The sequence below is a fragment of the Pseudomonas sp. genome (assembly GCF_033723075.1).
Lineage (GTDB): Bacteria > Pseudomonadota > Gammaproteobacteria > Pseudomonadales > Pseudomonadaceae > Aquipseudomonas.
Genome location: NZ_JAWVXU010000036.1, coordinates 1 through 23766, shown reverse-complemented (window position 1 = coordinate 23766; position 23766 = coordinate 1). Strand labels below are relative to the sequence as shown.

Below are 23766 nucleotides of genomic sequence, written 5' to 3'. Positions count from 1 at the left end.
GGCAACCAGTCGTCCAGCGATGGCGGGAGCAGGTAGTCGGTCTTGCGGTCGATCGGGCGAAAGCGGCTCATGCGGGGGCGTCGGCTGGGCGGTGCCGGGATTATCCTCGAATGAAGCGAGAAAGTCCGACAGGCTGCTAGGCGTCCCCTTCGCGCCTACAGGTGCCCACAAGCCGACAGACACGATTGCCTCCCGTTTTCTGCACGACAGCGCGGCGTCGAAGACGAGGCGGGATCTCTCACCAACCCGGATGCCCGCTACGCCGCTCCGCCCAGCGTGTGAGGCGCGAGGTGAATACGGCCAGCGCCGCGCAGCCGCAGATCACCAGGGCCATCGGCCAGGCACTGCCGTCATGCAACGCACCGACCAGCGCGGCGGCGCTGGCGGCTATGCCGAACTGCAGGCTGCCGAGCAGGGCCGAGGCGCTGCCGGCATGCGTGCCCTGGCCGGCCATGGCGCAGGCCGAGGCATTCGGCAGGAGAATACCGAGGCAGGCGATGCAGCCGAACAGGGGGATCAGCAGGGGCCACAGTTGCGCCGGGCGCGAGATCGCGACCGCCAGGAGCAGCAGGCCGCAGGCCAGGTAGAACCACACCGTGCGGCGCAGCCAGTAGCCCGGCCCATGCCGCGCCACCAGCCAGGCGTTGAGCTGCGCCACCAGGATAAAGCCCAGGGCATTGCTGCCGAACAGCCAGCCGTAGTGCTCGGCCGGCACGCCGTACAGCTCGATGAAGACAAAGGGCGAACCGGCGATATAGGCGAACATTCCGGCGACGGCCAGGCCGCCGGTCAGCGCATGGCCGAGAAATGGCAAATCGCCGAGCAGCCGCCGGTACTCGCCCAGCGCGCCGCGCAACGGCGCCCTGGGCGAGTCGGCCGCCAGGGTCTCCGGCAGCCACAGCGCCACGCCGAGCCAACTGAGCACGCCGAAGGCGAACAGGCAGACGAAGATCGACTGCCAGCCGAGCCAACTCAGGAGCAGGCCACCGGCCAGCGGCGCGAGGATAGGTGCCAGCCCCATGACCAGCATCAGCTGGGAAAATACCTTGGCCGAGGTGATCGGATCGCACAGGTCGCGCACCACCGCGCGGTTCACCACCATGCCGGCGCAGCCGCCGAGGGCCTGGACGAAACGCGCAGCTATCAGCCATTCCAGGCTCGGCGCCAGCGCACAGGCCAGCGAGGCCAGACTGAACAGCAGCACCCCGGCGAGCAGCGGTTTGCGCCGGCCGAAACGGTCGGCCAGCGGCCCATAGATCAGTTGTCCCAGCGCCAGGCCAATGAAATAGGCGGCCAACGACAACTGCACATGCTCGACGTCGGTGGCGAAGACCCGCGCCAGGGTCGGGAAGCTCGGCAGGTAGAAGTCGATGGCCAGGGGGCCGAAGGCGCTCAAGGCGCCGAGGATCAGCAGAAGACGTAGCGGCATGGGGTTCCAGAACAAATCAGGTAAGTGTTCGCCCGGCACCATGACCAAGGCATGAGGCGGGTTAGCGGCAAGCTTCACTCAAGGTGAATCCACGACATTTGCGCCGCGCCAGGTTCTGCGCGCATCAAGCATATCGACGCCCCCGCCTGCCCCGCCCTACGATTCGGCCGCCTTTTCTGCGGCGTTCTTCCGGCTACCGCTCAGCTTGGCTGCCCACGATTCCACCAGCAGGTAGAACATCGGGATCAGGAAGATCGCCAGCACGGTCGCCGCGAGCATGCCGCCGATCACCCCGGTGCCGATCGAGTGGCGGCTGGCCGAGCCGGCGCCGCTGCTGATGGCCAGCGGCACCACGCCGAGGATAAAGGCCAGTGAGGTCATGATGATCGGCCGGAAGCGCAGGCGTGAAGCCTCCAGTGCCGAGTCGAAGATGCTCATGCCCTGCGCCCGGCAGAGTACGGCGAACTCGACGATGAGGATGGCGTTCTTCGCCGCCAGGCCGATCAGGGTGACCAGGCCGACCTGGAAGTAGACGTCGTTCTCGATGCCGCGCAACCATACCGCGAGGATTGCGCCGAACACCGCGAAGGGCACTGCGGTGACCACCGCCAGGGGCAGGGTCCAGCGCTCGTACTGCGCGGCGAGGATCAGGAACACCATGATCAGGCCGAAAATAAAGGCGGTGCTGCCCGAGCCCTGGGTCGCCAGCTCCTGGAACGCCGAACCGGTCCAGCCAATGCTGTAGTCGCTGCCGAGCACCTCATCCGCCACTTCCTGTACCGCCGCCAGGGCTTGTCCGGAGCTGTAACCGGGCGCCGGGCCGCCGAGGATCTTCGCCGCCGGGTAGACGTTGAAGCGCGCATAGGTATCCGGGCCGAGGATGCGCTGCACCTTGACCAGGGTCGACAGCGAGACCAGCTCGCCACCGGCCGAACGCACATACACCTGCGACAGGTCTTCCGGCTTGCGGCGGAACTCCGACTCCGATTGCAGGCTGACCTGGAAGGTGCGGCCATACAGGCTGAAGTCGTTGACGTAGTAGCTACCGAAGGTCGCCTGCATGGCGGTGAACACGTCGCTGATCGACACGCCCAGGGCGCGGGCCTTGGTGCGGTCGAGATCGATGTAGTACTGCGGCACGTTGGCGCTGAAGGTACTCTGCACCCCGCCCAGTTCCGGGCGCTTCTGCGCCGCGGCGAGGAAGCTGGCAACCCGCTCGGCCAGTTGCGCGGTACTGCCGCCGCTGCGGTCCTGGATATAGCCTTCGAAACCGCCGGTGGTGCTCATGCCGGTGATCGGTGGCGGGTTGAAGGTCATCACCACGCCGTCCTTCTGCTGCGCGCCCATGCCCATGAATTCGCGGGTCAGGTTGCGTGCATCGAGTTCCGGCGTGGTCCGTTCGCTCCAGTCTTTCAGTGGCACGAAGGACACCCCGGCGTTGCTCCGCGTACCAAAGGTCAGCACGTCGAAACCGGCGAAGGTCACCACGTCCTGCACCGCCGGGTGCGCCATCAGTTGCCGGGTGACGTCGCTGGTGAGCTTTTCGGTGCGCGTCAGGGAAGCGGCCGGCGGCAGGAAGTAGGCGTTGATCACATAGCCCTGGTCCTCATCCGGCACCAGGGAGCTGGGCACCCGACCGAACAACACCACCATCAACGCAATCATCAGCCCGAACAGCAGCAACCCCACCGCCGAACGCTTGAGGAAGAAACGCACACCGCTGGTGTAGCCGGCGGTCAGGCGATCGAAGCCGCGGTTGAACCAGCGGAACGGGGCGGCCGGTTCATGATGCCCCGGTTTGAGCAACAGGGCACAGAGCGCCGGGCTCAGGGTCAGGGCGACTATGCCGGAAATCACCACCGACACGGCAATGGTGATGGCGAACTGTTTGTACATCTCCCCGGCCAGGCCACCGAGGAAGCCCACCGGCACGAATACCGCGCAGAGCACCAGGACGATGGCGACGATCGGCCCGGTGACCTCCTCCATGGCCTTGATGGTCGCTTCGCGCGGGCCGATCTTGTCGCTGTTCATCACCCGCTCGACGTTCTCGATCACCACGATGGCGTCGTCCACCACGATGCCGATGGCCAGCACCATGCCGAACAGGGTCAGCAGGTTGATCGAGAAACCGAGCATATACATGCCGGCGAAGGTGCCGACCAGCGACACCGGAATCGCCAGCACCGGGATCAGCGTGGCGCGCCAGTTCTGCAGGAAGATAAAGACCACCAGCACCACCAGTACCAGGGCCTCGACGAAGGTGTGGATCACCTCCTCGATCGACACCCGGACGAACTTGGTGGTGTCGTAGGGGATCTTGTAGGTGATGCCGTCGGGGAAGTTCTGCGACAGCCGCTCCAGGCTGGCCTGCACCGCCTCGGCAGTATCCAGGGCATTGGCCCCCGGTTGCAGATAGACCCCGAAGGCAGCGTTCTGCTGACCGTTAAGCGAGGTCATCAGCGAGTAATCCTGGGCGCCCAGCTCGATCCGCGCGACGTCCTTGAGCAGCAGACTGGCGCCGGTGGCATCGCTGCGCAGAATGACGTTCTCGAACTCGGCCGGGTCGGTGAAGCGGCCCTGGGTGGTCACCGTGTAGGTAAAGTCCTGCGCCTGCTCCAACGGTTGCTGACCGAAGCTGCCGGCGGCGAACTGCGAGTTTTGCTCGCGAATCGCGCTGACCACATCGCTCGGCGTCAGGTTGTACTGCGCCAGCTTGTCCGGGCGCAGCCAGATGCGCATGGAGTAGTCTTTGGAGCCGAACTGGCTGACATCACCGACGCCAGGCAGGCGCTTGAGCTCGTCGATCACGTTGATCAGCGCATAGTTGCTGATATACACCGGATCACGCGAATCATCCGGGGAGAACAGGGTGACCACCTGAAGGATGTCGGAGGACTTCTTCACCACCTTGACGCCTTGCCGGCGCACTTCTTCCGGCAGCTTGGCCAGGGCGGCCTGGACCCGGTTGTTGACGTCGATGGTGGCCTGGTCGGGATCGGTGCCGACCTGGAAGTACACCGACAGGCTCATGGCGCTGCCGCCGGAGTTGGACTGCTGGTAGATCATCCCCTCAACGCCGTTGATCGACTGTTCCAGCGGCGCGGCCACGGTTTCCGCGATGACCTGGGCACTGGCGCCGGAGTAGGTGGCGCTGACCGATACCTGCGGTGGCAGGATCTGCGGGTACTGGGCGATCGGCAGCGCACGCATGGCCATCAGGCCGGCGAGTACGATGACGATGGAGATGACCGCCGCGAATACCGGGCGGTCAATAAAGAAGCGTGAGATCACCGAGACGCTCCTTAGGATTGCTTGGCAGGTTGGACGGGTGTTTCAGCAACTTTCACCGGCGAGTCCGCACGCACCTTGGGCAATCCCTCGACGATGACCCGGTCGCCTTCGATGACGCCGGACTCGATCACCCAGCGACCATCGGCGGTGCGCCCGGTGCTGACCTCGCGCATCCGCGCGACGCCGTCATTGTCCACCACATAGACAAAGGTGCCTCGCGGCCCCTGGGCCACGGCGCGCTCAGGCACGGTAATGGCCTCGGGCAGGCTAAGGCCCTTGACCAGCACTCGGACGAACTGGCCGGGCAGCAGTTTCTGCTCGGGGTTGGGCACCACGGCGCGCGCACTGACGGTGCCGGTGGCGCGGTCGACCAGGCTGTCGGTGAAGTCCACCTTGCCCTCCAGCGGGTAGCTGGAGCCATCGCCGTACAAGATTTCGACACTCATCTGCTCGCCTTGCAACACCAACGCACCGCTTTGCAAGCCGCTGCGCACGCTCTCCACGTCGCTGTCCGGGGCGGCAAAGTTGACGTAGATCGGGTCGAGCTGGGTGATGTTGCTCAGCAGGCTGGCATTCGGATCGCCGGCCACCATCAGACTGCCTTCGGACACGGTTTCCTTGCTGGTGATGCCGGAAATAGGCGCCGTCACCGTGCAGTAGTCGAGATCGATCTGCCTGGACTGCACCTCGGCCTCGGCGGCCTGGATATTGGCCTTGCTCTGCTCGAAGTTGGAGATCGCGTTATCCAGCTCGCTCTCGCTGGCAAAGCCCTTCTTCTGCAATTCACGGATGCGTTTGAGGTCGCGTTCGGTCTGCCGGTAGCGCGCCTGCTCCTGGGCCAGCGCACCCTTGGCCCGGGCCAGGGCGGCCTGGTAGGTGCGCGGGTCGATACGGAACATCACCTGGCCTTTGCTGACCCGACTACCTTCCAGGTAGGTGCGTTCCTGCAGGATGCCGCTGACCTGGGCGCGCACCTGCACCTCGCGGAACCCCGCGGTGCGTGCGGAGTACTCGAATACCAGCGGCAGCGGACCCACCTTGGCGGTCTCCACCACCACCTCGGGCGCGGGTGGCGCATCTGCGGCATGGAGCACAGACGCCAGCGTAGCGAAGGCTAAAAACCCGAGAACAGATGGGAGATGACGGGCAGCAAACATAGATGTCTCCGGGACAGCGAAAGGCGCCAAACACAAAGGCGACGATGCTAGTTACATACACCACTGATTGTAAATAGAACATCGTGCTCAAAATCATTACACTCTGTTCCCCAGACAGAGCCTAGCCAGAAATCACCCAACTGCCATGCGTCGAACCAAGGAGCAAGCCGAACAAACCCGCTGCGCCATCCTGGTCGCTGCCGAGGCATTGTTTCTGGAAAAGGGCGTGGCCCACACCAGCCTGGAACATATCGCCCGCCACGCCGGGGTCACCCGTGGTGCGGTGTACTGGCACTTCGAAAACAAGGCACATTTGTTCCACGAAATGCTCGACCAGGTGCGCCTGCCGCCCGAGCAGATGGCCGTGCGCCTGAGCGCCTGTGCCGGGCACGATCCCCTGCTGGCGCTGCACGAGCTGTGCATCGAGGCCATCGAAAACCTCGCCCGCGATGAGCGCAAGCGACGCATCCTCACCATCCTTCTGCGCCGCTGCGAATTCACCGATGAGCTGCGCGAGGCGGAACAGCGTCACGCCGCCTTCATCACTCAATTCATCGCCCTGTGCGAACAGCAGTTCGGCCAGCCCGGTGTCAGGTCGCGCCTGCAACCGGGCATGAGCCCACGCCTCGCTGCCTGCACCCTGCACGCACTGATCATCGGCCTGTTCCACGACTGGCTACGCGACCCGACGCTATTCGACCCACTGAGCGACACCGCGCCCATGATCGACGCCTGCTTTCGCGGCCTGGTGCGCGACTGGCAGGGCGCCGGCAAGAAACCCTAGAGGGGCCCCCGGGCGGTGCCCCACTTCAGCCCCCCGAAAGACCGCTTATATAGCGGCGGTGGGCTAAAGCCCACCCTACCCGCTGGTGCGCGACTGGCAGTAAGGATAGGCCGCGTAGGGTAGATGAGGATTTTTTCACCCACCACCGCTATTGGGTGAATGGGTGAAGCGTCATCCACCCTACCCGGCTACGCCGAGGCACCTGTGTAGGGTGCGCCGTACGCACCGGCAGCCGAGGCCGTGGCGCAGATTCATCGCCGCGCATGGCGATAGCGGACCAAAAGCATCGCGCCGGGTCAGCCCTCCCATAAAGCAGTCATTAGCTGCGAAGCCATGGCCGAATCAAACCTTACGCCAGCCCCGCCCCGTAGCCGGCCTCGGCAATCGCAATGATCAGCTCGTCACTCGACAGGCTGCTGACCACGCGTGCCTCACCACCTTGCAACTTCACCTTTACATCGGCAGCCGGATCACGCGCCTGCAAGGCCTCGGTAATCGTCTTCACGCAATGCTCGCAGGTCATGCCTTCGATCCTGAGTGTGTGAACCTTTGTTGTCTGCATCTGCAACCTCCTGATTGAATGTATGCCCCATTTTGCGGGATATGCTCAGTGTCCGTCTTCCTCCATGGGTAAGGTCAAGGCATAAAACAGCACTTGACCTTACCCATGGGTCAAGGTTGATCCTGTAATGGCACTCAACGGAGGCTCCTGCATGTCCAACCTGACTACTTTCGATCTGCCGATCAGCGGCATGACCTGCGCCAGTTGCGCCGGCCGGGTCGAGCGCGCCTTGCGCAAAGTGCCCAACGTGACCAGCGCCACGGTCAACCTGGCCAGCGAACAGGCGCGCATCGAAGCGCCGTCGGACAGCCTGGAGCAGTTGCTCGCCGCCGTCACCGACGCCGGCTATCAGGTGCCCAGCGAACGCCTGGAGCTGGCCATCTCCGGCATGACCTGCGCCAGTTGCGTCGGCCGCGTCGAGCGCGCCCTGGCGCAACTGCCCGGCGTGCTCACGGTCAGCGTCAACCTGGCCACCGAGCACGCGCTGTTGCAGGTCACGGCGGGTCTCGACCCACAAACCCTGTTGCAGGCAGTCGCCAAAGCCGGCTACACAGCCACCCTGCTGGATAGCGCCAAACCCGCCCAGCCCGCCGCCGAGCGTCACTTGCAGCGCGAACGCTGGGCCCTGGCGCTGGCCCTGCTGCTCACCGCGCCGCTGCTGATCCCGATGCTGGCGCAACCATTCGGCGCCCACTGGATGCTGCCGGCCTGGTTGCAGTTCGCCCTGGCCACACCGGTGCAGTTCGTTCTCGGTGCACGCTTCTACCGCGCCGCCTGGCTGGCCCTGCGCGCCGGTGCCGGCAACATGGATCAACTGGTCGCCCTGGGCACCAGCGCCGCCTATGGCCTGAGCCTCTATCAATGGGCGATCACCCCGGGCGGCACGATGCCGCATCTGTACTTCGAGGCCTCCGCGGTGATCATCAGCCTGATCCTGCTCGGCAAATACCTGGAAAGCCGCGCCAAACGGCAGACCACCAGCGCCATCCGCGCCTTGCAGGCCCTGCGCCCGGATCAGGCGTTGCGCCTGCGCGATGGCGTCGAGCAGTGGGTGGCGCTGAGTGCCCTGGTCCTGGGCGATCAGGTAGTGGTCAAGCCCGGCGAGCGCTTCCCGGTCGACGGCCAGGTGCTGGAAGGCCAGAGCCATGCCGACGAGGCCTTGATCAGCGGCGAGAGCCTGCCGCAACCCAAGCAGCCGGGCGACAAGGTCACCGCCGGGGCGATCAACGGCGAAGGCCGCCTGCTGATCGAGACCACCGCCCTGGGGGCGGAAACCGTGCTGGCCACGATCATCCGCCTGGTCGAGGACGCCCAGGCCGCCAAGGCGCCGATCCAGAAGCTGGTGGACAAGGTCAGCCAGGTCTTCGTGCCAACCGTGCTGCTGCTCGCCCTGGCCACCCTGCTGGGCTGGCTGCTGTTCGGCGCCACGCTGCAAACCGCGCTGCTGAATGCCGTGGCGGTGCTGGTGATCGCCTGCCCCTGCGCCCTCGGTCTGGCCACGCCGACGGCGATCATGGCCGGCACCGGGGTGGCCGCGCGCCACGGCATTCTGATCAAGGACGCCGAAGCCCTGGAAGTCGCCCATGGGGTCACGACCGTGGCGTTCGACAAGACCGGCACCCTGACCTCGGGCACGCCGCGGATCGCCCACATGACGGCACTCGACGGCGACACCGCGACCCTGTTGCAACTGGCCGGCGCCCTGCAGCGCGGCAGCGAGCACCCGCTGGCCAAGGCGGTGCTGGACGAATGCAGCGCCCGCCAGTTATCGCTGGCCGAGGTGGTCGACAGCCAGGCCCTGGCCGGACGCGGGATTGCCGGGCAGATCGGCGAGCGCCAGCTGGCCCTGGGCAACAAACGCCTGCTCGAGGAGGGCTGGCTGCACAACCCGAGCCTGGCCGCCGAGGCCCTGGCCTGGGAAGCCGAGGGCCGCACTCTGTCCTGGCTGATCGAACAGGCGCCGACGCCGCAGGTGCTGGGCCTGTTCGCCTTCGGCGACACCCTCAAACCCGGCGCCGCCGAAGCCATCGCCCAGCTCAAGGCGCAGGGCATCGACAGCCACCTGATCAGCGGCGACAACCGCGGCAGCGTCAATGCGGTGGCCAGTGCCCTGGGCATCGACGCCATACACGCCGAGGTGCTGCCGGCAGACAAGGCGGCGATCATCGGCGATCTGAGGAAAACCGGGGTGGTGGCGATGGTCGGCGACGGCATCAACGACGCCCCGGCACTGGCGGCCGCGGATGTCGGCATCGCCATGGGCAGCGGCACCGATGTGGCCATGCATGCCGCCGGCATCACCCTGATGCGCGGCGACCCGCGCCTGGTGCCGGCGGCGCTGGACATCAGCCGGCGCACCTACAACAAGATCCGGCAGAACCTGTTCTGGGCCTTCGTCTACAACCTGGTCGGCATCCCTCTGGCCGCGGCCGGCCTGCTCAACCCGATGCTCGCCGGCGCCGCCATGGCCTTGTCCAGCCTCAGCGTGGTGAGCAATGCCCTGCTGCTGAAGACCTGGAAGCCGAAAGATCACCAATAACCCAAATCGCGGCCATGGGCCGCTCCTACACGACGACGAGCGAGTCCACGAGATCCCCGTAGGAGCGGGCCATGCCCGCGATCACTATTTCACGGACAGACCGAAGGATGGGTTAGGCGCCCGCAAATTGACCTGCTGCCGGACCGTAGGATGGGTTAGCCGCCCAGGCGAGGCCCGGCAAGGCCGCGTTTTCTGCGCGGCGTAACCCATCATTGCGGCGTACCTGCTGACGTTCTGTTGGGTTACGCGGCGTCTCGCATCTGTGGCTTGCTCGGGAGTGCAGCCGCCGCTAACCCAACCTACGACTGCGCTCAACGCTCATCCTACGAACAACGTTTCGGAGACCGCCCATGAATATCGGCCAAGCAGCACAGAAAACCGGCCTCAGCGCCAAGATGATCCGCTACTACGAAGCCATCGAATTGCTGCCGGCCGCCGGGCGTAGCGACAGCGGTTATCGCCAGTACAGCCCGCAGGATCTGCATCGCCTGGCCTTTATCAAGCGCGCGCGGGACCTGGGTTTTTCCCTGGCCGAAGTGGCCCAGCTGCTGACCCTGTGGCAGGACCGCCAGCGCGCCAGCGCCGACGTCAAGGCTTTGGCCGCCGGGCATATCGTCGAGCTCAATCGCAAGATCGCCGAACTCAGCAGCCTGCGCGACACCCTGCAGGACCTGGTGCAACACTGCCAGGGCGACGACCGCCCCGACTGCCCGATCCTCAAGGACCTGGCGTCCGGCGGCTGTCATTGAAAGACGCCGGGCTACGCGCTCAAGCGCGAATCTGACGTAGGGTGGATGACGCTCTTTTCATCCACCCGGGGGACGAGCGTGGTGGATGGGTAAAGCGTCATCCACCCTATAGCGACCGCTGCAGCGCCGCGCAATCCACCGCAAAGTGATCGGCCAACTCCGGCCAGGGGTTGTCCGGCAGATTGACCAGCACGCCATAGGCACCGGCGGCGCGGGCGCATTCCAGGTCGAAGCGGTAGTCGCCGACCATCACCAGTTCGCCCGGCGTTACCTGCCAGCGCTCGGCCAGGTGCAGCAAACCGCCGGGATCGGGCTTGGGCGGCGCCTCGTCGCGACCGAGAATGTCGCCACTGGCGAAGCAGTCACCCAGGCCGATCGCCTGCAGGGTCACCAGCGCCAACTCGTGGGCGTTGCGGGTGAGGATGCCGAGCCGGCAGCCGCGTCCGTGCAACGCGCGCACCAGCTCGATGGCCCCCGGCGCCGGCTCGGCGCTCAGCGCCAGTTCGCGCTCGTGCTCCAGCAGCCAAGCGTACTTGGCGGCCGCGATGTCCTCGGGCAAGGCGGCCAGGTGGTGGAGGATGTCGTGCTCCAGGGGAATGTCCAGCGACCGCTTGATCGCGTCGAAGTCATGCACCGCCAAGGTCAGGGTGCCGTCCATGTCGAACACCCAGTGGCGCGCCGCGCCCAGCTTCATTTCCAGTCCTCGCGGCTCACTTCCAATCCTCACGGATTCGGGTCAGGCCTTCCTGCGCCACCGAGGCGACCAGTTGGCCCTGACGGTTGAAGATGCTGCCGCGGGAGAAACCGCGGGCATTGCCGGACCAGGGGCTGTCCATGGCGTAGAGCAGCCAGTCGTCCATGCGCAGGTTGCTGTGGAACCACAGCGAATGGTCGAGACTGGCGACCTGCATGAATTTCTGGAACACCGACACGCCATGGGGCTGCATCGAGGTGGTCAGCAGGTTGAAGTCGCTGGCGTAGGCCAGCAGCAACTTGTGCAGTTGCGGCTCGTCCGGTAGCGCACCGGCGGCGCGGAACCAGACATGTTTGACCGGCTCGCAGGCTTTCGGGTCGAAGGGATTGATCAGGGTCACCGGACGGATCTCGATGGGTTTGTCGCTGGTCGCCCGTTCACGCATGCGCTCGGGAATCATCGCCTCGACCATGCGCGCCAGTTCGGTCTCCGACTTCAGCTCCTCCGGCCCCGGCACATCCGGCATGGCGATCTGATGCAGGAAGCCCTCCTCGTCATACTGGAACGAGGCGCTGCAGAAGAAGATCGGCTTGCCCTTCTGCACGGCCACCACGCGGCGGGTGCTGAAGCTGCCGCCGTCACGGATGCGCTCCACCTGATAGACCACCGGCAGCGACGCATCGCCAGGGCGCAGAAAATAGCCATGCATGGAATGCACATGACGATCCGCCTCGACCGTCTGACTGGCCGCCGAAATGCACTGGCCGAGCACCTGACCACCGAACAGCTGACGAAAGCCCAGATCCTGGCTGCGGCCTCGAAAGAGGTTCTCTTCGATGGCCTCCAGGCTCAACAGGGCGACCAACTCGTCCAGTACCTGACTCATGCTTGTTCTCCAATAACTGCCCCAGCGGGCGGCAAACGTGATTCGGGATAGGCCGGTAAGCTGCTCAAGCGCTCATCCCACACCGCCCGACCCAGGGTGAAATGGTAAAGACTTTGCCAGCGGCTGTCGGCAAGTCCGAGCAATTCATGTACCGAATCATCGAAATAACAGCCTATACCGGTAGCGGACAGCCCCGCCGCCTCGGCTTCCAGATAGAGCAACTGGCCGATCTGCCCGCACTCCCAGTACAACCGCGGGTAACGCCAGGCGCCCGCCTGCAGGGCCGTGTCGAAGCGACTGAGCATGGCCAGGGCCACGCAGCCATCGCTGGCAATGTCCTGGCCACAGGAGAGAAACTCCGCCAGGCCGCGGGCGTCGCCTTCAAGCAGGCGGTACAGCGGCAATTCGTCGTGCACCCGTTGCCAGAGAAAGTCCTCGCGCAGGCCGGGCTGCGCCTGCCCGTCGACCCGCGCCAGCCAGTACAAACCGGACTCCAGGCCCTGCACGCGGTGAACGAACAGCAGCAGGTCGACCTGCGCCGCCTCGCCGGTCAGGGCGAAAGGCACCGGCGAATTGGCCGGCATCAGCCGCTGCAGCCAGGCGAACAGCAGCTCGGCGTGAATCCCGCTCTTGCCATCCATGGCCTGTGCGCTGCGCCGGCGATGCAGCAGCGGCCGCAGCGCCAGGCCGGGGTTGTCCGACTGCGCACGGCCGGGCTCAGCCGGCCAGGGTTGTGCAGGCAGGGCCGGCGCGCGACAGAGCGCCTGCACCCGCGCCAATTCCGGCCAGTCCTGGTGCTGAGGCGACAGGCGATTGGGCGCGCCACTCAGTTCCAGCGCCGCCAGGCCTTGCAGCAATCTCTCGGGCAGGGCGAACTCGCTGGTCTGGGCCGGGCCGATCCAGAGCAGGCAGTCGACATGCTCGGCCTCGGCAAAGCCCGCGCGACCCAGGCCGAAAACGCCGTCCAGACGCGCCTCGGCCACCCCGCGCAACAGGCGCACCTGCCAGCCCAGCGCGCTGGCGGCGATGGCCAGGCCAGCCAGGGCATGGCCGAGGTCATGCTGACAGTAGCGATAAGCGCGTTCGCCATATTTCCATGCCTCGCGCCAGGCAATGCTGGTCAGCGCCAGCAGGCAACCACCCGCGGGCAACGCCTGGGACAACTGTGCGGCCAGCTGCGCCGGCAGTTCGCCACGCACCTCCAGGGCATGGGCATCTGCGGTGTAATGGGCCAGCACGGCCTCGTCCTGCAGACTGCCGGCCGGCAGCAACAGATAGGCCTCGGTCGGGTGCAGATTGCCCGACGACGGATTGACCCGCAGCGCCCAACGGTTGCCGCTCGCCTCCTTCCAGGCCGACAGCGCCAGGCTGTCATACAGCAGCTGCGACAGGCTGGCCCGATTCAGCGGCGCCGGCGCGCCCAGCGGCGCGGCGAACACCGCGTCGTAGTCGGGCGACTCCTGCAGCGACCGGTGCCACAGCTCGATCAGGCGCGCACCGGCGTAACGCCGAAACGGCGCCGGCTGGGTCGCCCAGTCCAGCTGTCCAGGCCCGGGGGCGAAACGCTGCGGCTGGTGTTTGCTCAACTGGTGATAGGCGCGCACGGCGTCCTGCTCGGTCATTGGTGCTCCACTTGAGTCGGTCCAGGCAACGCCGCCATACTCAGGCGCTGCATTAAAGAGTGCCATTGTATGCGCCTGCCGCTGGTCTATCACGACGACTACAGTCCCCCTTTCCCGGCTGCACATCGTTTCCCCATGGAAAAATTCCGCTTGCTGCGCGATCACCTGGTGGCCGGCGGCCTGACCAGCGATGCCGAGTTGCTGCGCCCCGAGCTGTGCCCGCCGGAAGTACTGGCCCTGGCCCACTGCCCCGCCTATATCGCCCGCTATATGAGCGGCGAACTGCCCCAGCAAGACCAGCGCCGCCTCGGCCTGCCGTGGAGCGCGGCCCTGGCACAACGCACCGTACGCGCCGTTGGCGGCTCATTATTGGCGGCCGAGCAGGCCTTGCAGCATGGCCTGGCCTGCCACCTGGCGGGTGGCACCCACCACGCCCATTACGATCACCCGTCCGGCTTCTGCATCTTCAACGACCTGGCGGTGATCGCCCGCTACCTGCTCGAAGCCGGCAAGGTACAACGTGTATTGATCTTCGACTGCGACGTACACCAGGGTGACGGCAGCGCCCGCCTGCTCGCCGATGTCCCGGAGGCGATCACCGTTTCCCTGCACTGTGAAAAGAACTTCCCCGCCCGCAAGGCCGCCAGCGATTGGGACATCCCCCTGCCGATGGGCATGGGCGATGGCGCTTACCTGAAGGTGGTGGACGACGCGCTGAACTACCTGCTGCCGCTGTACCAGCCGGACATCGTGCTGTACGACGCCGGGGTCGACGTACACCGGGACGACGCCCTCGGCTACCTGCAGCTGAGCGACGCCGGCGTCGCCGCCCGCGACCAGGCGGTACTCGAGCACTGCCTGGGCCGCGACATCCCGGTGGTCGGCCTGATCGGCGGCGGCTACGACCAGGACCGCCATGCCCTGGCCCGCCGCCACGGCATCCTCCATCACAGCGCGGCCAAGGTCTGGGCCGAACGCGGGTTAGGCCGTACGGGTTAGCGGCGCAGAGCGCGTACTTGCCAACGGCGCGCTTGCCGAGCGCCGCGCTACCCAACGCAGCGTCCACAAACGCACTGCCATTGTCGGGTCATGCCACCGCAACAAGCCGCCGCCCGACAGCGCAGATCCCAGGCCACGGCCAGAACCCCACCCCATCCGCGACTATGCTTACCCCAGTGCCGAAAGCGTTTCCCAGCCAGGGATTTTCCAGGCTGCCGACCCCTTCGGCCGAGGAGGCCTGCGCCATGCAACTGCTCACGGTGAACATCGACAAGCCGGAAGAGATCAACTTCATCTTCGGCCAGACCCACTTCATCAAATCCGTCGAGGACATCCACGAGGCGCTGGTCGCGGCCGTGCCCGGGATCAAGTTCGGCATGGCCTTCTGCGAGGCCTCGGGCAAATGCCTGGTGCGCTGGTCGGGTACCGATAGCGCGATGATCGAGCTGGCCCAGCGCAATGCCCAGGCGATTGGCGCCGGCCATTGCTTCATCGTCTTCCTCGGCGCGGGCTTCTTTCCGCTGAGCGTACTCAACAGCATCAAGCTGGTTGCCGAGGTCTGCCGGATCTTCTGCGCCACCGCCAATCCGACCGAGGTGATTCTCGCCGAGACCGAACAGGGCCGCGCCGTGCTCGGCGTGGTCGACGGTTACTGCGCCCGTGACCTCGAAGGCGATGACGACATCCTCTGGCGCAAGAACCTGTTGCGCCAGATCGGCTACAAACTCTGAGAGGGTGTGAACAAACTCTCGCCTGCTGCGGCGTTCGATATGTAAACACCCTCTGAGTAACGGCCAGGCCGCCAGGTTTTGGCCCGGATCTATCGATGGGGGACAGCGAGGGGTGGCATGAAAAGGCTATTTCTCATTCGTCACGCCGACTCGAGCAAGGATGACGCCGCGCCGACCGACCGGGAGCGCCCCTTGAGCGAGCGCGGCAAGCGTGACGCGCCGAAGATCGGCGAACGCCTGGCCAGGCGCGAGCTCAAGCCCGACTTGATCCTGTCGAGTCCGGCCGTGCGGGCGCTGACGACGGCAAAGATCATCGCCGGCAAGCTCGATTACAAGCGCAAGCACATCGTCGTCGATGAGCGGCTGTATGCCGCCCAGGCAGATGACCTGCTCGAGATCATCCACGCGCTCGACGCTCGCCTGCAGTGCGTGATGATCGTCGGCCACAACCCCGAATTGAGCGAACTCGCCCAGCGCCTGTGCGGCGAGATCGGCCACCTGCCAACCGGCGCTGTCGCCGAGTTCGGCTTCGCGGCGAAGTCGTGGTCGGACATCGGCACCTGCCCCACCGCGACAGTGGCGTTCGATTATCCAAAGAAGTCGTAGCGATGATGACCCCCGCCCTCCCCCGCGCGACGATCAGAGCTTGTGAAAATACCGGCACCCTCTCCAGCCGTTTGCGGCAAGACGCGCTACGCGAAAAACGAGAGCGCTTGGTGAGCTAAATGACCCCGTCGTTCACGTAGCGCAACGGGATCCGGCCAAGCACCTGGCGCCAGGCGCCAGGCGCCGCGCCCGGAGCCCGCCGACACCGACAGGCTCACAGGGGACCAGCATGCCGACCGGCGCGCGCCGCCAACACCCGGGTCGCGCCCTGGGTCTTGCCGGTGAACCAGAGCACCCGGCTCACGCCCCGGGTGATCGCCACATAGGCCAGGCGCAAGCCTTCATCGCTCATCGCCTGGTCGTAGCTGTTGCGGAAGAATCCCGAGTAGGCATAGAGCGCATTGCGCAGCGGGTGCGGCTGCGCCGGCGCACAATCGTCGACGATGATCGCCACTTCGGCCTGCAGACCCTTGGCGCGATGGATGGTGTAGGCCTTGACCGGCAGCTGCTTGTCCAGCTGGGCCTGAATCGCCCGCAAGGGCTCGTTGCGCCGGCTCAACAGCAGCACCGCTGTGCGGTCGGCCATGCTGCGGCTGGCGACGTGGGCGCACTGGGCCTTGATCGCCGCCAGCAGCTCCGGCATGCGCGCCTTGATGTCGAAGCCCTGCACCAGCTTGACCCCGTGATCGCCCGGCTGCATGGCCTTGAACGCCTTGCTGGTCTTGGTTTGCTTGCAGGCGACGCCGGCGAGCACCGCCTCACCGTCGCGGATCACCGGCTCGATGCAGCGGTAGTTGGTGGCCAGCATCAACAGCGCGCTGCTCTTCGCCTTGCCCTTGCCCGGGAAGTGCCGGTCGAAGTCCATGAACAGTTCCGGCGAGCTGCCGCGCCAGCCATAGATCGACTGCCAATCGTCGCCGATCGCCATCAGGCTGACCGCCGTGCCCTGGCGCGCCAGGCAGCGGTGAACGGCCTGCAGCCACTGGACGATCTGCGGCGAGATGTCCTGGAATTCATCGATCAACAGGTGATTGAACGGCGCCAGCACCTCGGCCGAGATCCCCGGCGCGTCGCCGGCCAGGCGTTCGCCGAGACGCTGGAAGGCGCCGTCGAAGGTCATCAGGCCCTGCTCCTGCAGACAGCTCTCGAAGGCCTTGCAGAACAGCACCAGGGCCTCGATAAAATTGCGCTCGCGGACGGAGCAGGACAGCGCCTGGAGGTCTATCCGCTCGGGACGGATGCCGATGCTCTGGATAAAGCCGGCCTGCACATAAAAGGCCTCGAACAGCGGCAAGGCAGTGAACTCACCCGCCAGCTTGAAGCCATCCAGCGGCGCCTTGGCCGCCCGTGGCCGCTTGCCCTCGGTGGTGCCCGCCGCCGGCGCCGGCAGCCCCAGCAGGCTGTGCACCAACTCGCGAAACACCGGTTCCTGGGCGTAGCACTGCTGGTAGGCCTGCTTGAGCAGGCGCTGCTGGGCCGGACGCAAGCGCGCCGAGGTCAGCGGGTTATCCAGCTCGCGCGGCGCACCGTGCGGGTCGTCCAGCTGCTCGAACCAGCGCGGGCTGTTCAGCGCCTGCTTGGCCAGCACGCCCATGGCCGAATGGAAGGTGCGCACGCACTGGCGGGCCTGGGCGGCGTCGAAAGGGTACTGCCAGAAGCCCAGCACCCTGAGCAGTTGCTCGCGCAGCTCGGCGCAGGAGGCGTTGGTGAAGGAAATCACCGTCAGCCGCCCCGGCTCGATGCCCAGATGACACAACATGAACACCACCCGCAGCACCAGGGTGGTGGACTTGCCCGACCCCGCCCCGGCGAAGATCCGCGTGAGCGGATGGCGCCCGAGGATCATCGCCCACTGCTCGTCCGAAGGCGCGCTGATCACCCCCGCCGCCACCGCCTGGGTGACCCGCGCGCGCATGGCCTCGACCTGCGCCGCGTCGACCGCCAGCAACGCCGGCCCGTAGATGGCCGTGCTGGCCGGCTTGCCGGGTTTGCCACGCGGCCTGGCAGGCTTCTTCCCAGCGCCCGCCTTGCCCTTGCCAGCTGCAACGCCAGCCTTCTTCGCCCGGGTCCGCGGCTTTTTCTGCGGCAACCCCGCCTCGCGCTCGGCGCGCAGATAGGCCGTGGTTCGCGGGAAATAACGCGCCAAGGCCCCGGAGAGGAGCAACTTGTAACGCCCGACGGCAGACAGCATTCGACGATTACCCCCTGGGCATGATCTATATGGCTGAATGATAAGTGTTTTTTGCCGGGGACTGGCAAGCGCTGGAGGAACGGTGCAAATAAAGGGGTTTTGTGCTCGGCCGCCGGGTGGGCACCTGTATAAATAACTCCTCCCCTTTTCCCGAAGTCAGAGGTTGTGAAAATCTCGAGCGCCGTCGCCAGAGCGTCTCCGGTGTTCGCGGCGAGGCGTGTGGCGTGAAAAGTGGGGCCGTTCGCCTCGCGCCGGGCGATAGCAGTTGGTCACGAATGACTGGAACCGGCCCAGACTGTGTAAAAACGTTGGCATCGACCTTGCTATGATTTGATGGATTCGAATCGGCGGGGGACGTCAATGAAGCGTTTTATCCAGGGAGAGCATCGAGGGCAAAGTGCGCTGCTTCCCGAGAGCCTGGATGACTATGTGGCGGACACCAACCCGGTGCGGGTGGTCGATGTTTTCGTCGATGAGCTCGACCTTGGCGCGCTGGGTTTCGAGGGCGTCGTCCCAGCGGAAACCGGCAGGCCGGCCTACCATCCTGCCGACCTGCTGAAGATCTACATCTACGGTTATCTCAATCGCATCCAGTCCAGTCGCCGCCTTGAACGCGAGGCTCAGCGCAACGTTGAGTTGATGTGGCTGACCGGACGCTTGATGCCGGACTTCAAGACCATCGCCAACTTCCGCAAGGATAACGGCAAGGCAATCCGCGGCGTCTGTAGGCAGTTCGTGGTGCTGTGCCAGCAGCTTGGTCTGTTCTCTGAAGCGCTTGTGGCCATCGATGGCAGCAAGTTCAAGGCGGTCAACAATCGCGACCGCAACTTCACCAGCGCCAAGCTGCAGCGGCGTATGGAGGAGATCGAGTCCAGCATCAATCGCTACCTGACCGCACTGGATACCGCAGATCGTCAGGAACCTCCCGTGGCGCAGGTCAAAGCCGAACGCCTACACGACAAGATCGCGACCTTGAAAACTAAGCTGCAAGAGCTCAAGGAAATCGAGGTTCAGCTCAACGAAACACCGGATAAACAGATATCCCTGACCGATCCCGATGCCCGCTCAATGAAGACCCGGGGCAGCGGAATGGTCGGCTACAACGTGCAGGCGGCGGTCGATGCGAAGCACCATCTGATCGTGACGCACGAGGTCACGAACGACGGAGTTGATCGAGACCAACTGAGCTCCATGGCCAAGCAGGCGCGAGAGGCCATGGGCGTCGAGAAGCTCTCGGCGGTCGCAGACAGAGGGTATTTCAAAGGCGAAGAAATCCTGGCGTGTCATGAGGCTGGAATCACTGTTTTCGTACCCAAGACGCTGACCTCGGGAGCGACAGCGGCTGGCCGCTTTGGCAAAGGTGATTTCATCTATGACGCAGCCAAGAACGAATACCGATGCCCGGCAGGGCAAAGCCTGATCTGGCGTTTTTCAAGCGTCGAGAAAGGGCTGAAGCTGCACCGCTACTGGAGTTCGCACTGCCAAGGTTGTGCGTTGAAAGAGCACTGTACGCCTAGCTCAGAGCGACGAGTGAGCCGCTGGGAGCATGAGGCAGTGCTCGAGGCGATGCAGAGTCGCCTAGATCAAGCGCCCGAGATGATGCGGATCCGCCGCCAAACGGTTGAGCACCCGTTCGGCACGCTGAAGTCCTGGATGGGCGCCACCCACTTCCTCACCAGAACACTCGACCGGGTGAGTACCGAGATGAGCCTGCATGTGCTCGCCTACAATCTCAAACGCGTGTTGAACTTGCTGGGCAGCGGTGCCCTGATGGCCGCGATGAAGGCCTGAGGCCTGTTTTACGACTCTTACCGCCCTCCAGCAGGCGCGCCGAAGCCGAAAGTGCCATAGCAACCAGAATCACCGAATGCGCCTGATTGGGCCTCCCACGGCCTCCTGGACACTGAGAAAATCCCCCGGCAGTTGATTGCCATCACTAACTACGTTTTTACACAGTCTGGGCCGACTCCAGCCAGCTGCTACTGGCGACTCCCGGCCAAAAGCAGCCTGTCGCCAGCGTCAGCATTAGACAGTCAATATCAGCCCGTCGAGCAGAAATGCATGGCGGTGCCTACTAAATCAGGGGCGGTTCAACCCCATGATGGAGCGCATTGCAAACTCCAGCTTTAGCCAACTCCTAAACACCGCCTCTTAGCTCGCCATTTCCTGAATCGCCCCCGCTATTACTGAGCTCCACTGCGGGGCGAGAGGGACACACGTAAGATGGAAGATAAACCAACACGCATAAATGCATGAAGGCTCATAGCATTGCGCCGTTGAGAGCTTACCGTGCGCCACTTCGTGCCTTAGCATGGGGCCACCTTTGACGTTGAACAGGATGTGGAATAGGTACGTATTATCTACCCCGAACACCTGCTCTATCTCTTCCCAGTAGTTCGAGAGCAACTGCTTGAGTGACTGATCTTCCTGGGTGAGATCCACATTCAGCTTGGCGGTATTCGATCTGCGGCTGTTCAGCACATGCCTGAGGGCGTTCTCAAGCTGCGGGATCAACAGGTGAGCTGCCGAGACCATGTCCCCCTGTACAAGCTTAGAAAAGCCCTGGGAGAAAATTGCCTCGAACCCTGGCGGCACGAATCCACTGCTACAGACAATGGGCTCAAAATGCCGATCATCAATGAGCTGACAACGGCTCATCGTTATACACGCTGGCCGAATAAATGCCTCTGTCGCTATTTGGTAGTGAAGTCCCGCCTCACTAAGGCTTTCGTGAGCAAACCACTCCTCTGGCGGTTCACTGCCAAGCGGCACCTGCGCCGCTGTCGCGATCACCTTTCCTCGTTCGTCGGCATAGGACTTACCGAACATCGACGAGAAGAAGTATTTGTCTCTCTTCTCCAAACAGTTTTTATGAAGCGCAATTTTGTCTGGGGCGCGACATGCGAATGCCAGTCGCAGCAGCATTTCGTGAACATCAAGCGGCTCGAATTCTTCTATCGTCGCCCGACGCTCATCCGTTAAGTCTATCGGCACACTGAACGAGCCAAACTCGGAAAGCGAATCTTCCTCATGCTGCTGGAGCTCCGTCTTGAGGAGCTCGACTCTCTCCGCCATACCGCCAATTGCGCGGAATTCACCAATAGCACTGCGTGTCCATGAGGCTTTTGCCATGGCGGTGCTGACGGAGTCTCGCATGCGTAGCGTCTGCTCCGCCGCACTCACCTTACATCTAACAGCAGATTCCTTGTCGTCCAGCTTGAGATAAGCACGAGCCGCATGGAGCCATACTCTCTTCACTGCCTCAGCATATTGTTTATCTTGCGTAGCTTGCGCCAATGCCTCGGCCACAGCCGCAATTTCCTGCCAATCAAGCAGTCCACTGGACTGGGCAATGGATGACAACTTCACGAAGGCGACAAGGCACTCATTGTCCTTGGCCGTTTCATAGGCCAGTTTCAGCACATCCTTGGCACTGTCCGGGATCTCTTTCCGCTTGCCAGCAGAGGCGTAGATAGCGAATGCCCGATCAATGAGATCAACCACCTTGAAGGGAACCGCAAAATCCGACTCGTATTGATCGAGCAGCTCTCTTTTGAAGAAGAGCTCTACTGCATTCAAATACGAACTCGCGGCAAGCGCGGCGACAGCATGGAGCTTGCGGTTGACGTACCAGCAGCTATCAGCGATCCGAGCCCGAAGCAGGGGGTGGTCAATCTGCTCGGCTATCTGGACAAGAACTCCCTGTTGCTCGCCCAGGTAATCACTCGGGATGAGCGTCCGCTTACCCTTAAAAATGATCTGGGGAGAGAAGGTGTCGGGCCTGCTGGGATTGAAGTGATAGCTACAGACAACTGCCAAGACGTTGAAGGCCCTAAAAGCAGCGGCATCGCCAGCGTTTTCTGCGGCCTGAGCAGCCTCTCTAAATGCATGCTCCAGCGTGTGAAAATGCAGCGAGTTGCTCATCGCCATGATTGAGGCTGGATTGATATGTGCGAAATCGTCCAGAGTCGCCAGATCCATCAGCGGTTTCTTATCTTCATCCTTGCTCGACATAAACTCACCCCACTCGCCCAGGTTGGTTTACTGGGTCTCTTCAGTTGCCAAACCAGCCATAAATGATTCTAAATCCCGTAAATTTGAGTAGCTAGCTTCTCTACGACTAGTGTCGCACTGCACTTTTCGTCACTGCTATTGATGACCAATACTTCACCGGGAACTAATTGTTCTGGAGTTTCCACGCCATCGCTATCAATTAGCAATTGAACCATTGGCTTGGTGCCGATTCTGTGCTGCAAATTTTCTTGCAGCTCAGCCTCTAGACGCTTTCCACGTCGGAAAATAACGATAGCGCAGTTTGCGAACAGATTAGCCTCGCGACGTTCAAGTGCTCCCTCCATTGCTGTTCCGCTACCGCAGCTAATCCCTTTGGCTCTGAGAGCGCTTTGGATTAGCTCCACAAAACGCATTGATGAGTCGGATTGATCTAAAAGGATAATGTCGCACTTGCTATCGGACCAAACCTGAAGCTCATACGCTCCGGGAGTCAAGTCATCATTTGACGAGCAAGCTTCGACAAACTCTTTGCCGAGGTCACTTAGCTGTACTCCATCTATAAAGCCTTTAGATGTTAGGCTGACAACCGCGAGGTGCTCAATACTGCCAGGGGCATAGCCCGTTAAAATAGACTCGGCTGTTACCGAGCCTGATCCTTGCTTAGGAATTATTGCGTATTTTGAAACCACATATGCCTTTCTTAAAAAGTCCAAGTGATCCCAGGCAATATCTTTTAGAGCAAGAATATTATGCCGTCTTAGCTCAGGTTTTATTTTTCCTAAAGCGATGCTCCGGGTAAGCAGTGCGTAAGGTATTGTTTTCTCGTCTTCGATGTCTGATAGACATGCGTGCATCAGCGCATGAAAATTAGCCTCTTCTAGTTCGCCGTCTAAAATTTCTTCATCAAGCACTTCATCGCGGTAAAGAAGATGTTGATGGAATTCTAAAATCCGTCGGTCATCTCTAGCATGTACATAGTCCCGAACCTTACCCACTCCGGTTTTTGAAAGTTCGTACAACGCGTTAGCGATTGGAGAGCCCGCCGAGGCAATATGCACGCCAACTTTCGCAGCGATGTCGGCGACCTTTAGTACCGTAGCAGTATTCGGGTGCCGTGATATACGCATCAGCTTTCTTGTCATCCTTGCCATCGTCAATCCTTTCTAGTGGGTAAACCGTGGTTAGATTACCATCTGATTTTGATCAGGCCATCAATGCGGAGGCGGAAGCAAAGCTGCTGCGACCTAGTTGCAGGTTCGATCTTGCCGCAAACATAATGGATAGCTCAGTGAGGGTGGTCCGTGCCCAACGCCAACCCTAACAACACTAGCGAAAGAATACGAAGGGGCATCGGCACTGTCCGCTTTTGGCCGATTCTGTTGAAAAAGTCGGATTTTCTAGATCGCCTGAACTCAGGCACGGCCATCAGCGGAAAACCTACTCACCACATTGAGTGGTTTTTCGGTTCTTCGTTGACCTTTGTAGCTTTGTTATTGGGTTAATTTGAGG

17 protein-coding genes are annotated in these 23766 nt (G+C 63.1%); 7 read left to right on the top strand and 10 right to left on the bottom strand.

Translation table 11 applies throughout. The features are described 5' to 3' along the window. Nucleotides 1-238: 238 nt before the first annotated feature. From R3355_RS23385 to R3355_RS23375, 3 genes are all read right to left on the bottom strand, one after another. Nucleotides 239-1429, bottom strand: coding sequence for a Bcr/CflA family multidrug efflux MFS transporter (locus tag R3355_RS23385; protein ID WP_318963509.1), 1191 nt, complete (start codon nt 1427-1429; stop codon nt 239-241). Between the two features lie 156 nt (nt 1430-1585). Beyond that, on the bottom strand, nt 1586-4723 hold the full coding sequence (locus R3355_RS23380; protein ID WP_318963507.1) for an efflux RND transporter permease subunit: 3138 nt from the start codon (nt 4721-4723) through the stop codon (nt 1586-1588). An 11-nt stretch (nt 4724-4734) separates the two neighbouring features. After that, nucleotides 4735-5880 (bottom strand): efflux RND transporter periplasmic adaptor subunit, encoded by a 1146-nt coding sequence (locus R3355_RS23375; protein ID WP_318963506.1) that lies wholly within the window; start codon nt 5878-5880, stop codon nt 4735-4737. A gap of 145 nt (nt 5881-6025) precedes the next feature. Between R3355_RS23375 and R3355_RS23370 the strand changes: the two genes are divergently transcribed. After that, on the top strand, nt 6026-6664 hold the full coding sequence (locus R3355_RS23370; RefSeq protein WP_318951209.1) for a TetR family transcriptional regulator: 639 nt from the start codon (nt 6026-6028) through the stop codon (nt 6662-6664). Between the two features lie 349 nt (nt 6665-7013). On the opposite strand, the gene R3355_RS23365 is transcribed toward R3355_RS23370, so the two are convergent. Beyond that, nucleotides 7014-7226 carry a heavy-metal-associated domain-containing protein gene (locus R3355_RS23365; protein ID WP_318951208.1) on the bottom strand — a complete coding sequence of 71 codons (213 nt, stop codon included), beginning with the start codon at nt 7224-7226 and terminating at the stop codon, nt 7014-7016. A gap of 151 nt (nt 7227-7377) precedes the next feature. Here R3355_RS23365 and R3355_RS23360 point away from each other — a divergent pair, with 151 nt between their 5' ends. Continuing rightward, nucleotides 7378-9765, top strand: a complete 2388-nt coding sequence (locus tag R3355_RS23360; protein WP_318963504.1) for a heavy metal translocating P-type ATPase — start codon at nt 7378-7380, stop codon at nt 9763-9765. Between the two features lie 350 nt (nt 9766-10115). After that, on the top strand, nt 10116-10514 hold the full coding sequence (gene cueR, locus R3355_RS23355; RefSeq protein WP_318963503.1) for a Cu(I)-responsive transcriptional regulator: 399 nt from the start codon (nt 10116-10118) through the stop codon (nt 10512-10514). Between the two features lie 106 nt (nt 10515-10620). On the opposite strand, the gene R3355_RS23350 is transcribed toward cueR, so the two are convergent. The 3 genes from R3355_RS23350 to R3355_RS23340 are packed head-to-tail and all read right to left on the bottom strand — an operon-like array spanning nt 10621 to nt 13716. Then, on the bottom strand, nt 10621-11208 hold the full coding sequence (locus R3355_RS23350) for an HAD family hydrolase (RefSeq protein WP_318963502.1): 588 nt from the start codon (nt 11206-11208) through the stop codon (nt 10621-10623). Between the two features lie 16 nt (nt 11209-11224). Beyond that, nucleotides 11225-12094, bottom strand: coding sequence for an acyl-CoA thioesterase II (tesB, locus tag R3355_RS23345; protein WP_318963501.1), 870 nt, complete (start codon nt 12092-12094; stop codon nt 11225-11227). Continuing rightward, nucleotides 12091-13716: a SagB/ThcOx family dehydrogenase gene (locus R3355_RS23340; RefSeq protein ID WP_318963500.1), complete on the bottom strand. Its 1626-nt coding sequence runs from the start codon at nt 13714-13716 to the stop codon at nt 12091-12093. Before R3355_RS23340 ends, tesB begins: the two co-directional genes overlap by 4 nt. A gap of 69 nt (nt 13717-13785) precedes the next feature. Here R3355_RS23340 and R3355_RS23335 point away from each other — a divergent pair, with 69 nt between their 5' ends. The 3 genes from R3355_RS23335 to sixA all read left to right on the top strand — a co-directional run bounded on the left by R3355_RS23335 (nt 13786) and on the right by sixA (nt 16052). After that, nucleotides 13786-14715, top strand: coding sequence for a histone deacetylase (locus R3355_RS23335; RefSeq protein WP_318963499.1), 930 nt, complete (start codon nt 13786-13788; stop codon nt 14713-14715). Nucleotides 14716-14960: 245 nt separating this feature from the next. Further along, nucleotides 14961-15446 carry an adenosine-specific kinase gene (locus R3355_RS23330; RefSeq protein ID WP_318950632.1) on the top strand — a complete coding sequence of 162 codons (486 nt, stop codon included), beginning with the start codon at nt 14961-14963 and terminating at the stop codon, nt 15444-15446. 117 nt (nt 15447-15563) lie between these two features. Then, nucleotides 15564-16052, top strand: coding sequence for a phosphohistidine phosphatase SixA (sixA, locus tag R3355_RS23325; protein WP_318963498.1), 489 nt, complete (start codon nt 15564-15566; stop codon nt 16050-16052). A 214-nt stretch (nt 16053-16266) separates the two neighbouring features. Here the strand turns inward: sixA and R3355_RS23320 are convergent, their stop codons facing one another. Next, nucleotides 16267-18243 (bottom strand): DEAD/DEAH box helicase, encoded by a 1977-nt coding sequence (locus R3355_RS23320; protein WP_318963497.1) that lies wholly within the window; start codon nt 18241-18243, stop codon nt 16267-16269. Nucleotides 18244-18603: 360 nt separating this feature from the next. Here R3355_RS23320 and R3355_RS23315 point away from each other — a divergent pair, with 360 nt between their 5' ends. Continuing rightward, nucleotides 18604-20034: an IS1182 family transposase gene (locus tag R3355_RS23315; protein ID WP_318963496.1), complete on the top strand. Its 1431-nt coding sequence runs from the start codon at nt 18604-18606 to the stop codon at nt 20032-20034. A 360-nt stretch (nt 20035-20394) separates the two neighbouring features. On the opposite strand, the gene R3355_RS23310 is transcribed toward R3355_RS23315, so the two are convergent. After that, nucleotides 20395-22257, bottom strand: coding sequence for a DUF4209 domain-containing protein (locus R3355_RS23310; RefSeq protein WP_318963495.1), 1863 nt, complete (start codon nt 22255-22257; stop codon nt 20395-20397). 68 nt (nt 22258-22325) lie between these two features. Continuing rightward, nucleotides 22326-23408, bottom strand: a complete 1083-nt coding sequence (locus tag R3355_RS23305; protein ID WP_318963494.1) for a hypothetical protein — start codon at nt 23406-23408, stop codon at nt 22326-22328. Between the last annotated feature and the right edge of the window lie 358 nt (nt 23409-23766).